This is a genomic window from Rugosimonospora africana (assembly GCF_016862975.1).
Lineage (GTDB): Bacteria > Actinomycetota > Actinomycetes > Mycobacteriales > Micromonosporaceae > Rugosimonospora > Rugosimonospora africana.
The window spans coordinates 127,270-140,181 of record NZ_BONZ01000013.1 but is presented as its reverse complement, the minus strand read 5'-3'; the positions used below and the strand labels follow the sequence as shown (position 1 = coordinate 140,181).

General features: G+C 68.3%; 15 protein-coding genes and 1 tRNA gene. 8 read left to right on the top strand and 8 right to left on the bottom strand.

What is annotated here, in order from left to right; genetic code table 11:
* Window positions 1-30 precede the first annotated feature (30 nt).
* A complete protein-coding gene (locus Raf01_RS06360; RefSeq protein ID WP_203916778.1) occupies window positions 31-609 on the top strand; it encodes a DUF1707 SHOCT-like domain-containing protein in 579 nt (192 codons plus the stop codon).
* A 190-nt stretch (window positions 610-799) separates the two neighbouring features.
* Here Raf01_RS06360 and Raf01_RS06355 read toward each other — a convergent pair whose 3' ends face one another.
* The 3 genes from Raf01_RS06355 to Raf01_RS06345 form a co-directional block, all read right to left on the bottom strand.
* Window positions 800-1,240 carry a VOC family protein gene (locus Raf01_RS06355; RefSeq protein ID WP_203916777.1) on the bottom strand — a complete coding sequence of 147 codons (441 nt, stop codon included), beginning with the start codon at window positions 1,238-1,240 and terminating at the stop codon, window positions 800-802.
* A gap of 59 nt (window positions 1,241-1,299) precedes the next feature.
* On the bottom strand, window positions 1,300-1,560 hold the full coding sequence (locus tag Raf01_RS06350; protein WP_203916776.1) for a hypothetical protein: 261 nt from the start codon (window positions 1,558-1,560) through the stop codon (window positions 1,300-1,302).
* Window positions 1,561-1,629: 69 nt separating this feature from the next.
* A complete protein-coding gene (locus Raf01_RS06345) occupies window positions 1,630-3,321 on the bottom strand; it encodes a ricin-type beta-trefoil lectin domain protein (RefSeq protein ID WP_203916775.1) in 1,692 nt (563 codons plus the stop codon).
* Window positions 3,322-3,759: 438 nt separating this feature from the next.
* Here Raf01_RS06345 and Raf01_RS06340 point away from each other — a divergent pair, with 438 nt between their 5' ends.
* The 6 genes from Raf01_RS06340 to Raf01_RS06315 all read left to right on the top strand — a co-directional run bounded on the left by Raf01_RS06340 (window position 3,760) and on the right by Raf01_RS06315 (window position 9,315).
* Window positions 3,760-3,981, top strand: a complete 222-nt coding sequence (locus Raf01_RS06340; protein ID WP_203916774.1) for a hypothetical protein — start codon at window positions 3,760-3,762, stop codon at window positions 3,979-3,981.
* Window positions 3,982-4,137: 156 nt separating this feature from the next.
* Window positions 4,138-4,674 (top strand): CcdC protein domain-containing protein, encoded by a 537-nt coding sequence (locus tag Raf01_RS06335; protein WP_203916773.1) that lies wholly within the window; start codon window positions 4,138-4,140, stop codon window positions 4,672-4,674.
* Window positions 4,675-4,767: 93 nt separating this feature from the next.
* Window positions 4,768-5,487, top strand: coding sequence for a VOC family protein (locus Raf01_RS06330; RefSeq protein WP_203916772.1), 720 nt, complete (start codon window positions 4,768-4,770; stop codon window positions 5,485-5,487).
* Window positions 5,488-5,577: 90 nt separating this feature from the next.
* Window positions 5,578-5,952 (top strand): hypothetical protein, encoded by a 375-nt coding sequence (locus Raf01_RS06325; RefSeq protein ID WP_203916771.1) that lies wholly within the window; start codon window positions 5,578-5,580, stop codon window positions 5,950-5,952.
* A gap of 583 nt (window positions 5,953-6,535) precedes the next feature.
* Window positions 6,536-7,963, top strand: a complete 1,428-nt coding sequence (locus Raf01_RS06320) for an NsdA family TPR-like regulatory protein (RefSeq protein WP_203916770.1) — start codon at window positions 6,536-6,538, stop codon at window positions 7,961-7,963.
* Window positions 7,964-8,010: 47 nt separating this feature from the next.
* Complete coding sequence (locus tag Raf01_RS06315) at window positions 8,011-9,315, top strand: MFS transporter (RefSeq protein ID WP_203916769.1); 1,305 nt, start codon at window positions 8,011-8,013, stop codon at window positions 9,313-9,315.
* 93 nt (window positions 9,316-9,408) lie between these two features.
* Here the strand turns inward: Raf01_RS06315 and Raf01_RS06310 are convergent, their stop codons facing one another.
* From Raf01_RS06310 to Raf01_RS06295, 4 genes are all read right to left on the bottom strand, one after another.
* Window positions 9,409-9,612, bottom strand: a complete 204-nt coding sequence (locus Raf01_RS06310) for a hypothetical protein (RefSeq protein ID WP_203916768.1) — start codon at window positions 9,610-9,612, stop codon at window positions 9,409-9,411.
* A gap of 97 nt (window positions 9,613-9,709) precedes the next feature.
* Window positions 9,710-10,126, bottom strand: coding sequence for a hypothetical protein (locus Raf01_RS06305; RefSeq protein ID WP_203916767.1), 417 nt, complete (start codon window positions 10,124-10,126; stop codon window positions 9,710-9,712).
* Window positions 10,127-10,743: 617 nt separating this feature from the next.
* Window positions 10,744-10,832: transfer RNA gene (locus Raf01_RS06300), tRNA-Ser, on the bottom strand.
* A gap of 180 nt (window positions 10,833-11,012) precedes the next feature.
* On the bottom strand, window positions 11,013-11,240 hold the full coding sequence (locus Raf01_RS06295; RefSeq protein ID WP_203916766.1) for a hypothetical protein: 228 nt from the start codon (window positions 11,238-11,240) through the stop codon (window positions 11,013-11,015).
* A 244-nt stretch (window positions 11,241-11,484) separates the two neighbouring features.
* On the opposite strand from Raf01_RS06295, the gene Raf01_RS06290 reads away from it, so the two are divergent.
* Window positions 11,485-12,444 (top strand): NAD(P)H-quinone oxidoreductase, encoded by a 960-nt coding sequence (locus tag Raf01_RS06290; protein ID WP_203916765.1) that lies wholly within the window; start codon window positions 11,485-11,487, stop codon window positions 12,442-12,444.
* Here the strand turns inward: Raf01_RS06290 and soxR are convergent.
* The gene (gene soxR / locus Raf01_RS06285) at window positions 12,424-12,864 is read right to left on the bottom strand and encodes a redox-sensitive transcriptional activator SoxR (RefSeq protein WP_203916764.1); all 441 of its coding nucleotides are present in this window, start codon (window positions 12,862-12,864) and stop codon (window positions 12,424-12,426) included. The two genes, Raf01_RS06290 and soxR, sit on opposite strands and share 21 nt — an antisense overlap.
* Window positions 12,865-12,912: the final 48 nt, after the last annotated feature.

Below are 12,912 nucleotides of genomic sequence, written 5' to 3'. Positions count from 1 at the left end.
GATGCGGAAGTACGAGTAATCTTGCGGACCATGTCGACCCCCATCTCCGATGTGGATCGTGAGCGCGCCGCCGAGCGGCTTCAGCACGCCTGCGGCGACGGCCGGCTCACGCTGGAGGAGTTCACCGTGCGGGTCGGCGCCGTCTGGGCGGCGGACTCGTCCGCCGAGCTGGAGCGCGCCACCGGAGACCTGGCGCCGGCACCGGTCGTCGGCATCACTGAGGTCGAGCGGGTCACCTGCGTCTTCAGCGAGAACAAGCGGCGCGGCCGGTGGCGGATGCCCGGCGTGCTCCGGGTGCTGACCGTCTTCGGGGACTGCGAACTCGACCTCCGGGAGGCGCAGACCGACGCCGAGGTCGTAGAGATCAACGGTCGGTGCGTGTTCGGCAGCTTCAAGGTGATCGTGCCGGAGGGTGTCGAGGTCGACCTCCAGGGTTCGACGATGTTCGGCTCCAAGGCGCTCGCCCTCGCTCCGGTGCCCCGGCTGCCCGGCACCCCGGTCGTACGGGTGAAGGTGAACACCTACTTCGGCGAGATCAAGGTGCGCAGTCAGGGTCCGAACTCCGGCTCGGCGCTGGCGCGCTGGGCCCGGGAGTTCTTCGGAGCCTGATCCGCGACTGGCTCTCTCCGCAGCCGGCTCTCTCCTCCGGTCGTCCCACGCCCAGCTCGCGCCGCGACCGGCTCCCGCCTTCGGTCGTGCCGAGCCCAGTTCCCGCCGCGACCGGGCTTCCGCCTCCGGCCGTCCCACGCCGCGCCCGGCTTCCACTTCCCGGGCGTCCCGCGCCCGTCACACCAGTGCGTCAGGCCACGCAGAACTCGTTGCCCTCGGGATCGGCGAGCGTGATCCAGCTGCTCGGCCCCTGCTGGCCCCGGTGCAGGAACGTGGCGCCCCGCTCGGTGAGCCGCCGAAGCTCCGCCTCGTGGTTGTCCGCGCCGACCCGCAGGTCGAAGTGGAGCCGGTTTTTCACGGTCTTTGACTCGGGCACGAGCTGGAACAGGATGCGCCGCCGATGGACTCCGGGCGCCGGCTCGTCGGGGTGAAGAATGGCCGCCCCCTCCTTCCAGACCAACTGCCCGCGGTGCGTGGTCGTGTCGGCCTCGGTGGCGCGGCCCTCATCGATCATCTTCCGGATGAACCCGGGATTGGACGGCTCAACCGCCCAGCCGAGCGTCTCGGCCCACCAGTCGGCGAGGGTGTGCGGATCGGCGGCGTCGACGACCACCTGGAATTCGTAAGCCATGGGGGGATGCTAGGGGCGCCCTACGACAGAAATCGGGAGCCGACCGTGAGCGGTGCCGGTCAACGGATCAGGGCCGCGGAACGGATAACCGGTTCGACCTCGTCCCAGCCGCCGGTCGCCACGTACACGTGCGCCCAGATCGACCCGTCGGGCCGGCGCATCAGCACGGACGTCATCAGGTACGGTCGCTGGTCCTCACCCATGACCAGGTGCTCCGCCGGCAACCCGAGCTGCTGCTCCAGTTCGGACCGCGACAGCTCGGAGAGCCTCGCGAGTCGTTCCTGGATGATGTTGCCAACCATCCGTCGATGCCTGCGCACGCAACCTCCTCCAGAGGTTCCCTAACCACCCTCCACGTGGATGAGGCGGAATGGGTTCACGTGGATACCTCACCGCGTGGATTCGTCCGGCAGGCTCCACTGCTGGTTGTCGCCGTACGAGCAGGCCCAGATCTGCAGGGGCGTACCGTCGGCGACCTGACCGTTGACGGCGTCCAGGCACCTGCCGGCGTTGACGTTGACCAGTCGGCCGCTGTCTGTGGCCCACTGCTGCGACTCCGAGCCGTCGCAGTCCCGCACCTGTGCCAAAGCTCCGTCCTGCGCGGAACCGCCGCTGACCGCCAGGCAGCCACCGAGGACCCGGATGGTGCCGTCGTCGCGGAGAGTCCAGGCCTGCTCCTCGGCGCCGCTACATCCGTACAGCTGCACCGTGCCGGCGTTCGGGCCGCTCGGCACCACGTCGACGCACCTGCCCGCCGCGCCGGTGATCTGACCGGTGACGCCGTCCGGCTCGACGGGGGTCTGATCCTCGCGCGGGATGCTGCGGTGGCGCGGCGTCTCGTCCCCGGCCCGCGTCCCATCCGGCTCCGACTCTCCGCGATCACTGGCCTCCTCGTCGGGCGTCGCCTTCTCGTTCGGCGTGTCGTCGCCCGACCCGTCGTCCCGCTGCTGCGCGTCGGTGTCCGGCTTTGTCGTGGGCGGCTTGGGAGTGTGGGTACCGGTCGGCTTCGGCGCGTGGGTGGGCGCCTTCTTCGGGCCCTGGGCCTGTACCTTCGTCGGCTTCGGTGTGGGCTTGTGCTTGGGCGCCTGAGCCTGCGCCTTGGTCGGCTTGGGATTGGGCGCCTTCTTGACGTCCTTTGCCTTGGTCGGGCCGGCGGCCGGCGTCTTCTTGGCGTCGTTCTTCTTCGCGCTGTTCTTCTTCGCGTCGTTCTTCTTGGCGTCGTCCTTCTTGGAGTCGTTCTTCTTCGCGCCGTCGGCGAGCACTTTGGTCGGCTTCGGCGCCGGCTTGCGCTCGTTCACCGGGGCCGGCGGCGCGGTTGGATCGCTCATACCGAGGAACGATCTGGCAGCCGTCTTCCCGACCCGGGCGATCACGTCGTTGTCCTCAACCGGATCCGGTACCACGCCAGGGAACACGATGAACGTCACCGGGCCGGCCGTCCCACCGATGCTGGGGTCGGTCTCCACACCGAGCGACCGGGCCGTGGCGTACGAGGCTTCGCCGATGCTGTCCGACGGGCCGAGGTCGGCGAAGACGGCGTACACCAGCTTGCCGTTGTAGATGACCGCGCCGACATTGCCCGGCTTGATGCCGGCGTTCTGGTAGTCGAACCGGGAACTGGGCAGCGGTATCACGAAGTAGTGCGTGACGTCGGCGGTGAAGTACTTCCCGGTCGAGGTCTTGAAGTTGGTTCCCTCGGAGAAAGTCGAGTCCGTGTCCGGGTTGCATTCGTCGGTGACTTCCCCATCGCAGTCGATGGCCATGTCCGACGTCCAGAAATAGGCCGACTTCTTCTTGCACACGGAGATCTTCGCGAGGCCACCCTCGTGCATGGCGTACTTGCCGTCCGACACCTCATCGCAGACCTGTGTCATGGCGAGCAACTGGCTGGCGGTCGGGTCGCCGGCGGCCTTGGCCGCTTTGGTCGGGGTGGGCTGTGCCGCGGCGGCTTTGACGTTGTGAGTGTCGGCCGCCCGCTCGGGACGCGTACCGGATGACGTCGCGGCGCCGATCGCCGCACCCGTTGCCAGCAAAGCCACGGTGGCGCCCACGGCGACCAGGGTCAGCCGGAACGATTTCACGAAGGTCTCCCAGTCTCGGTCGATCTGCGTTCTCGGTGGATACCTGTCGGTGACTGTGTTCGCCTCCGCGAGAGAGGACTGGCGTTCGTCATCGCGAAGCCGAACCGGTCGGCGGCACGTCGAACGCGACCCCGGTGAAGGGTTCCGGGCCAAGAATCAGGCGCCGCCGCCCAGCCAGGGGTGCCCCGAGTCTTGCTGACACTTCGCGTAGAAGCTGAGCGTATGGCGCATTTGGTCCTGTAGCAGAGAGTACCTAATCGAAGGCTCACGGCTGGGCGGTCTGAGTGACCTGCGGCCGGAACCCGAGCCCCTTACGCCGGATGGGTGATTCCTGTGCGAGGCGACCGGTTCCGGAGGGCCGGTACCGGCTTGGTCGCCCGGGATTACCGGTGCGCCCGATGGGTAGCTGCGACAGGCAAGCACACATGAGGGGGTCTCGTGATCAAGAAGATGCAGGAGATGGGCATCACCAGCTCGATCGCCTACACCGCGGGTGTCGCTTCCATCGCGATGTCCATCGCGTCGTGGGCGGTTTCGAAGAAGGCGGAGCGCGCGGGTGTCGACCGGGCCGACCGGTGGGGCATCTACGTCGGGCTATGGGCGCCGACGTTTTTCGGCATCGGCAACGCGCTCAAGCTGGAAGAGACACACAGCCGCTGATCCTCGGGTCCGAGCCCGGCCAGCTCCCTCGTCGCCGGCCTCCACCCATGGGTGGAGGCCGGTTTCCATCCGCGTTCCATCCCAGCTCCGGCGCCCTGCCGTTGGGTCGCGCCGTAGCGTCGATGACATCGCTGATCGACAGGGGAGTGTTTCGACATGAGCGGGCTGCAGCAGGGGCTGATCACCGGCACCATCGCGGTACTGGTGCTGGTCTGGGTGATCCGCCGTCAGATGACGGAGCGGCGGCTGAGCACGACGCGGATGCTGACGATTCCGGTACTGCTGGTCCTGATCGGACTGGTGGAGGACCGCACCATGTTCGACCGGCTGAACTCGCCAACCGCCATCCTCCTGCTCGTGGGCGGCGTGCTGATCGGCGCGATCGGCGGCGTCGCCCGGGCCGCCAGCCAGCGGCTGATCTGGCGCGACGGGGTGGTTTACACGAGGGGTACCGGCTGGACCATGGCGCTCTGGGTGGCAACCGTACTGGTGCGGGTGGGCATGGCCGCCCTCGGCTCGGCGCTGCACGCTCCCGAAGGTACCGGCGAGATCCTGCTCTTCCTCGGCGTCACCCTCGTGGTGCAGAACCTGATGCTGGCGCGCCGGGCCGGGCTGCCGATCCTGGGAGCGGCCCAGGCGGCGCGGCAGTCGGTCCCGGTCACGACCGGATCGTCGAGGTTCCCGCGGAACTGAACGACCCGCTCCGCTACCGGCTGTCTCCGCTCCTATGGAGACAGCCGGTAGTTTTCGAAGCCTCGGCCCGGCGACGCCCTTAGCGTGGGGCGCATGAGCGATGTGTATCCCGCGCTGCGTTACCTGGACGCGCCGGCCGCCATCGAATGGCTGACCACGGTGCTCGGCCTGCGCGAGCTGCTCGTGGTCCGCGGCGAGGATGGGCAGATCGCACACGCCGAACTCGCCTGGGGCGACAGCGCCGTGATGCTCGGCCAGCACTCCCGCGGCGAGGACCAGGGACCGCGGAACCGCTACGCGCGCGGCGAGGTGTATCTGGTCTCCGACGAAGCCGGGGTACGGGCGGCGTTCGACCGCGTCACCGCGGCCGGCGCGAGTGTGAGCCGGCCGTTGACCCAGCAGGATCGCGGCCTCGGATTCACGGTGGCCGACACCGAAGGCAACGCGTGGAACGTCGGGACCTACCGCCCGCCGGCGCCGGTGGGTTCGCCTGGGTGGCTGGAGATCGGGGTACCGGAGACGGCCGCGACCCGGGAGTTCTTCGCGGCGCTGTTCGGCTGGCGGGTGGAGCCGATGCCGGGCACCAACAACAACTTCACGGGTCCGGGGCTGCGGGCCGGCCTGCACGCGGGCGACGACGACCGCCACGTGGTGGTGTATTTCTCGGTTCCGGACATCGACGCGGCGGTGGTGAGGGCACGGGAGCTGGGTGCGACCATCGACGACGCGGGGCCGGTGCGGGAGGGCTTCGGCCGGTTCGCGTCGGGTACGGATCCGGCGGGGGTACCGTTCGGCCTCCATCAGCGCTCCTGAGGGCGCCTCCGCTTTCGCCTTTGTCCGCTACTGTGCCGGAGGCCGGCGGCTCGCTACCGCGCCGGAGGTCGGCGGTAACGGGAGGGCGCCATGAGCGGGCACTTCGAGGTCGTCTTCTCCGTGTTCCTCCGCGATGACACGCCTGCCGAGGTGCTGGCTGAGCTTCGCTGGCACCTCGGCCTCTCGCCGGAACGGTCGCCCCGGCTGACCATCGACGACGACGAGCCGCTACTCAGCCCCGGTACCCCCAGTTACCTGCCCGGCGGCGAGACGGCGACGCTGAACCGGCAGTACCGGTACACGTCTTCGGGCGGGGACCACTACGCGTGGGGTCTGCACGCCCGGGTGTACTGGTGGACGATCTGTGGGCGCACTGCTGGTGGCGGTTCGCCGAACTCCTGGCACCATGGGCGGACGAGGACGGCTATGCGGGCTTCTTCCGGGAGGAACTTCAGCAGACGCTGACGATCCTGCTCTTCCGCGATGGTGCGTGCGCGACGCATGAGTCGGGGCAGCCGGACGACCGATAGGTCCAATGTGGACCATCGGACCTATCTGGTGTAGAGGTCGAGGAGCGTCCGGGCGAACGCCGGTACGTCGTCGAGCCGCACGACCACGGCGGCGATCTCCTGGTCGTCAGGGCATGAATCAATCATGACCACAGTCTCGGTCGGACGTTCCGAAGTGGACTGTGCCACGGTCAGCGTGAGGTCGGCGACCCGCACCGGTGCCGATTCATGGCTTCTGCCAAGGCGGTCCGCCCGACAGTGAGCCGGTGAGCACCACCGCGGATGGTCTACGTCGCCTGGCTTGAGTACTCGCAAGGCGCTCATTCGCACGCTCCTTCTGATTGGGAATGCGCCGGAGCGAGCGGAGCCTCGCCTCAGCACCCACCCCGACGCGGTCTGGGGTCTGATCAAACTCGGTCGCATCCGCGGGGCAGACCATGTGAACACCCATGTGAAATGTGTGGGAGCGCCCTAATCTGATGACTGCGTGTGCCGCCGATCGGTACGGTATGCGCCATCGCGACCATTCGGGAGGCGTGATGGGCCAGCCGAACAACGCCTTGGCCGCATTGATGAGCGAGGCCGGCATGTCCGCCGCCGGGCTGGCCCGCCGAGTCAACGGACTCGGTGGACCTCAACGCCTCGCCTATGACTACACGGCCGTGTACCGCTGGGTCCGCAAGGGTGAGTGCCCCCGCGGCTCGGTACCGGCACTCATCGCGCGGGTCCTCAGCGAAGCACTCGACCGCCGGATCACCACCGCGGACATCGGCATGGCCGCGGGTAACCAGACGACCGGTCCGGCGACAGCGCCGCCGGTTAGCCTGGTTGGTACGGCGGGCCGTCGGATGACAGAGGTGGCCCGCGCCGAGCCTGCGACTGGGGGCCTCGCCATGGCACGGGGCGACGAGTTGGCGAGACCGGCCACTGTCTCGCCCCCCATCATGGCGCCCGTTGACGACGAAGCGGATGAGATCGAGGCCCTTGAGCTGGTCCGCCGGGTGGCCGCGAGCGATGTGGGTGGCGAGACCGTGGGCCGGCTGGAGCACGTCGTGGACGACCTCGCTATGCGGTACTCGGTGACCCCGCCCGCGCAGCTCATGGTCCGAGTACGCCGGTACCTGGCGTACTCGTCGGATCTGCTGGACCATGCTGTCCGCAAGACGCTCGACGAGCACCGCCGCCTGGTGGTGGTGTCTGCCTGGCTCTCTCTGCTGGCCGCGACCCTCCACATCGATCTGAAGCAACCGGCGATGGCCGACGCGCGCCTGTTGACCGCGGCGAGCCTGGCCAGTCATGCCGGGCATCGGGAGATCGAGGCGTGGGTTCTGGAGACTCGCGCGTGGAGCGCATTGACCAATGGCGACTACCCGGCGGCTCTGCGGCTGGCCCAGGCGGCGCGGAGCGTCGCCCCGCGCGACAGTTCGGTGGCGATCCAGGCGACCGCCCAGGAGGGCCGGGCGTGGGCTCGGCTGGGGCGGGCCGACGAGACGTACGAGGCGATCGGTCGGGTGGAGCACCTGGTCGCGGGGCTCGCGCGTCCGGACCGTCCCGAGCACCACTACCAGTACGATCCGGGCAAGGCGACGGCGTACTTCGCGACAACCCTGGCCTGGGTGGGCGACCCGGCCGCGGAGGGGTACGCCCGACAGGTCATCGCGCAGTTGGAGCACGTAGGCGGGTGGCCTCGACGGGTGGCGGCGGCACAGGTGGACCTGGGGCTCGCGCTGATCGCGGCTAACCGGCCTGACGAGGCGGCGGGCGTCACGCAGGTGGCGATCCTGTCCGGGCGCATCGTCCCGTCGAATCACTGGCGGGCGCTTGAGGTCGTGAGCGCGTTGGAGGCGGCCGGGCTTCCGGAGGCGGCACAGGTGCGGGATGCCTACGAGGCGCTACGCCGTGGGGAGCTGACGCCCCGTGCCCTGCCGGCCGGCCCAGGGGATCCGGCCACCAGCAACGGCACGTAGTCAATTGCCTTGCGGTCCGTACCGACCGTCCATAGGCTCGTTCCGCTATGCGGAGTCTCCTGGAGCGTCTCATCCCGGCTCGCCTTGGAGGCGCCTTCCGGTGGTTGCTGGCCGCTTCCTGGACGACGAGCCTCGGTGACGGCGTCGCCTCGGCGGCCGGTCCTCTCCTCGTCGCGTCATTGACGCAGAACCCGCTGCTGGTATCGCTCGCCGCTCTCCTGCGCTGGGCGCCGCCCTTGGCGTTCGGCCTGTACGCGGGCGTCCTGTCCGACCGCCTCAACCGGCGCCGCATCGTGATCGTCGCGGACGCTACCCGTGTGATCGTGTTGGCCGCTCTCATCGCGATGATGGCGAGCGGCAGGGTAACCGTGGTCGTCGTCCTCGTGGCATTGGGATTGCTGGCCACGGCCGAAGTGTTCTCCGACAACACGACCGGCACGCTCGCACCCATGCTGGTGCGGCGTGACGACCTGGCGCTGGCCAACTCCCGGCTCCAGACCGGCTTCATCACGCTGAATCAGCTCGCCGGGCCGCCGATCGGCGCCGCGCTGTTCGCCATCGGCCGCGTCTGGCCGTCCACGACCGAAGCCATCCTGGTCGCTGCCGGCATCGTGTTGATCTCGCGAGTCACGCTGCCCGCACATGGCCGTGGCGACGCCGATGAAGCGCGCAGTCTCCGGCAGGACATCGCCGAGGCGTTCCGGTGGACGGTGCGCCACGCCGCCGTGCGTACCCTCTCGTTGACGATTCTGATCTTCAACATCACGTTCGGGGCGGCCTGGTCCGTCCTGGTGCTCTACGTGCACCAACGACTGGGCCTCGGCGTGGTCGGGTACGGGCTGCTCACCACGGTGTCCGCGGTCGGTGGCCTGCTGGGGACGGCGGTGTACGGCTGGATCACGAAACGCGTCAGCCTCGGCAACGTCATGCGGGTTGGGCTGATCCTGGAGACGCTCACCCACCTCGGTCTGGCGTTGACCCGGTCAGCCTGGGTCGCGGCGTCGATCCTGTTCGTGTTCGGCGCGCACGCGTTCATCTGGGGCACTACCTCGATCACGGTCCGACAGAGGGCTGTGCCGACGCACCTGCAAGGCCGGGTGGGCAGCCTGAACACCATCAGCGTGTTCGGCGGACTCGTCATCGGTTCCGCGGTGGGCGGCACGATCGCCAGCCGGTACGGCGTGACGGCACCCTTCTGGTTCGCATTCGTCGGTTCGGCCATCTTCGTGGTTGCCTTGTGGCGTGAGCTGACGCGGATCGCTCATTCGGATGAGCCGGCGGTACGGGAGGCCGAGTCTGCACCCGATGCAGGAGCGGCGGAGCCCGCTGGCGAGGCTCACGTACACCAATAGCTCGGCCGCGCCCGAGGCGCCTCGGCGGCCCGGGGGTAGCCGACGATCCCGGGCGTACGGTCGCACTCCTCGCGCCAGCCGCCGGTCAGGTGTTCAGCCGGCGTGCACCGTGGCCGATACGCCGTCGAGGGGCACGTGAAGACGCACCGCGGTCGGACCACCCGAGGGGCTCTCCACGTCGCCCGTGCCGTCGAAGGCACCCGGACGCTCGACGATCCCCCGCAGTCCGCTGCCGGCCCCCACCCGCGCCCCACCGACGCCGTCGCCGAGCGGAGGGCATGGAATTCGCGAACCCACGATGAGTGTCACCACCCATAGCGGTTCTCAAGCGTGATACGCGTTCGCGCGACAGCGAGAAACGCCTACGTCTCGTAGACCCGGCTGGACTACTATGCTAAATTTCTCCGCCGGCGAACCCAAACGCAGCCTCACCACATGAGTGGTTCACGTCTATGTATACGCCGTCTTGCTCGGGGCATGCGTAAAACTTGATCTCGCCCAGGTAAGGCATGTGCAGGTAGTAGTAGGTAGTGGTGCCGTTGCCCTCGCGGTTCCACCCAATATATGGACCTGTATTGGCCAGGTCATACCGCCAGTTTAGGGCCGCGATTCCGTAGCCGTCCGCGTGCGAATCGTGAATGCTCAGTATCTGGGTATCCGCGTCGAAATGGACCCAACCATACGATGATGTCGCTGTGGCGCTGGTGGGAACGGTGGCGGCGAACGATGGGCTGGTAGCCACAACCGTGGCCGTAGCTGCCGCGGCCACCATGACGGCAAGCCAGGTTGTAGTGCGCTTCACGATCGACATAGCCGGTTGGCGTCGGCGTCGCATGAAATATGTACCTCCTGAGGCAGCGATGTTTCTTGAGCGGACGGTACCTTACGCACGATGCTTGCCAATGTCTGGGTCATCCCCTGCCACTTCGCTGTCATCGCTTCGGCGGTGGGTGAAGCGCCGCGAGCCGGTCAGGTCAAAGATTCGCCGGTATTAATCCCCCCGCTGCGCTGGTGTTGATCGGGCCGCTGGCTACGGCCTTTTTGGCGGTATCTCACCTCTCCCTCGGGGCAGTCCCGATCGGCGATCGGGGATTCGCCGGCCTCGGCCGGGCGTGCCTGCGACCAGACCACGAGGGCGGTGAAAATACCGGGTAGGAACGTATCGACACGCTAGGCGGACTTAGGTTCGTGATCTAGATGAAAGCGAACACTCGATGGGCAACGTGCAGTGGGTCGCGCCGAAGTCAGAAGACGAGGTTGACCGGTGGGTAGTGGTCAACTCTCGCCAAGCAATCCGGTGACCGGGTCGACTCAGCACATGAGTCTGAGCGGGTTCCGGTGAGACCGTATGAGACCCGCCGGCCTGGACCGGAGGTGGCCTTTGCCCAGGGTTCTTTCTGGTCAGAGGCCATCTTCGCTGCTCCTGGGCGGAGGGCGTGGGATTCGAACCCACGATGAGTGTCACCACCCATAGCGGTTTTCAAGACCGCCGCCATCGGCCACTAGGCGAGCCCTCCTCGGCCGCTTCCCGTACCCGCAAGATCTACGATCGTGATCACGCGGCCGGTCGCAGCCGTGCTAAGTGTGCCATGACCCGCGTCCGCCGTCAGCGCCGAGCCCGCCGACGTGACTGCCGCCGGGCCGGGAGCGCGGCGCCTCCCGCGAAGAACGCGACGGCATTGTCCACAGTGGAGCAATCAACCAACCGGCAACTCCCGCCACCCCTCGAATTGCGAAACGGTCATCAGATCCCGTACACAGTCCAGCGCAAGGTCCTCATTCGGCAGCTCGAACCAGCGGCTGCGGCCCTCGGCCCCGCCCTCCCGGGCCTCCACCCACCAGGTGCCCGCGTCCTCCGACACCAGGATGTCTTCCCGGGCCAGCCGGCCCCATTTGCCGTTCCACCAGTGCTTGCGCCGTTCCATGTCCCAGGACCGTAGTCGAACATACGTTCGACCATAAGGGTTACCCCGAAACCCGCGGCCTTCCTGCCTGACAATCACCCGTGTCCGATTTCGGCTGAGCCAAAGAGACTCCGGCCGCGAGGACCGGACCAAAAGGGAGGACCGAACCAAAGGGGGGACCGGACCAAGGAAGACGGAAAGACCAAAGCGAAGAACCGGAGACCGGCCACCGCGACCCAAAAGCCACGAGGCAAGAATGGACCCCATGCACGCGATCATCATTCGAGAGCCCGGCGGTCCCGAGGTGTTGACCTGGACCGAGGTAACCGACCCCGAGCCGCGCCCCGGTGAGGTCATCGTCGACGTGGCCGCCAGCGCCGTCAACCGCGCCGATCTCCTTCAGCGGCTGGGTGCCTACGACCCGCCCCCGGGCATTCCGCCGTACCCGGGGCTGGAGTGCTCCGGCACCATCAGCGCACTCGGCGACGGGGTCACCGGCTGGCAGGTCGGCGACCGGGTGTGCGCCCTGCTGGGCGGCGGCGGGTACGCGGAGCGGGTCGCGGTGCCGGTGGGCCAGTTGCTGCCGGTACCGGGCGATCTCATCGAGGCGGCCGGCTTCCCGGAGGTCGCCTGTACCGTCTGGTCGAACCTCATCCAGGTGGCGCACCTGCGGGCCGGCGAGACGGTGCTGATCCACGGCGGCGGCAGCGGCATCGGCACGTTCGCCATCCAGTTCGCCAAGGCGCTGGGCGCCCGGGTGGTCACCACGGCCCGCCGGGCGAAGCACGCGCGGCTGCTGGAGTTGGGTGCGGACCAGGTCATCGACTACACGGAAGAGGATTTCGCGAAGGCGATGACGGGCAAGGCGGACGTGATCCTGGACATTCAGGGGGCGTCGTACCTGGAGCGCAACATCGAGGCGCTGGCGACCAACGGCCGGCTCGTGGTGATCGGCCTGCAGGGCGGTCGCAGCGGGGAGCTGAATCTGGGTGCGTTGATGGCCAAGCGCGGGAGCGTGTCGGTCACCGCGCTGCGGGCACGGCCGCCGGAGGAGAAGGCTCAGATCGTTTCGGGGGTACGAGAGGAAGTGTGGCCCCTGATCGAGTCGGGTGCGATCCGTCCGATCATCGACCGTAGGATCCCGATGGCGGAGGCGGCCCGCGCCCACGAGGTCGTGGCGGAGAACGCGCACACGGGGAAGGTGCTACTGGTCCTCGGCCAGTAAACGCCGCGGCCCGGACCCGGTGGTGGCCAGCCGGTCGGCGGGATTGAACATGGTGCAACTGGCCATGGACAGGCACCCGCAGCCGATGCAGCCGGACAGCCGGTCGCGCAGCCGTTCGAGCAGGTGGATCTGCTCGTCGAGCCGGCCGCGCCACTGCCGGGACAGCTGGGCCCAGTCGGCTTTGGTGGGGGTACGCCCGTCGGGCAGGCCGGCCAGCGCGGCACCGATCTCCTCCAGCGGTACGCCGACCTGCCCGGCGACCCGGATGAAGGCGACCCTGCGCAGCTCGGCCCGCTCGTACCGGCGCTGGTTGCCGCCGGTACGGGTGGACCGGATCAGGCCGAGCCGCTCGTAGTAGCGCAGCGCGGACGGGGCCACCCCGCTGCGGGCGGACAGTTCGCCGATGGTGAGCAACTGCATCGATGTGTTCCTTGACTTGAAGTTAACTTCAGGTCCGAGACTAGCCGC

Excerpts from the sequence above, each read along its gene's own strand:
- Raf01_RS06315 (WP_203916769.1), top strand. The coding sequence starts at position 8,011 with ATGCGGAGTCTCCTGGAGCGTCTCATCCCGGCTCGCCTTGGAGGCGCC.
- soxR (WP_203916764.1), bottom strand. The coding sequence starts at position 12,864 with ATGCAGTTGCTCACCATCGGCGAACTGTCCGCCCGCAGCGGGGTGGCC.
- Raf01_RS06320 (WP_203916770.1), top strand. The coding sequence starts at position 6,536 with ATGGGCCAGCCGAACAACGCCTTGGCCGCATTGATGAGCGAGGCCGGC.
- Raf01_RS06295 (WP_203916766.1), bottom strand. The coding sequence starts at position 11,240 with ATGGAACGGCGCAAGCACTGGTGGAACGGCAAATGGGGCCGGCTGGCC.
- Raf01_RS06355 (WP_203916777.1), bottom strand. The coding sequence starts at position 1,240 with ATGGCTTACGAATTCCAGGTGGTCGTCGACGCCGCCGATCCGCACACC.
- Raf01_RS06325 (WP_203916771.1), top strand. The coding sequence starts at position 5,578 with ATGAGCGGGCACTTCGAGGTCGTCTTCTCCGTGTTCCTCCGCGATGAC.
- Raf01_RS06305 (WP_203916767.1), bottom strand. The coding sequence starts at position 10,126 with ATGTCGATCGTGAAGCGCACTACAACCTGGCTTGCCGTCATGGTGGCC.
- Raf01_RS06330 (WP_203916772.1), top strand. The coding sequence starts at position 4,768 with ATGAGCGATGTGTATCCCGCGCTGCGTTACCTGGACGCGCCGGCCGCC.
- Raf01_RS06290 (WP_203916765.1), top strand. The coding sequence starts at position 11,485 with ATGCACGCGATCATCATTCGAGAGCCCGGCGGTCCCGAGGTGTTGACC.
- Raf01_RS06335 (WP_203916773.1), top strand. The coding sequence starts at position 4,138 with ATGAGCGGGCTGCAGCAGGGGCTGATCACCGGCACCATCGCGGTACTG.
- Raf01_RS06360 (WP_203916778.1), top strand. The coding sequence starts at position 31 with ATGTCGACCCCCATCTCCGATGTGGATCGTGAGCGCGCCGCCGAGCGG.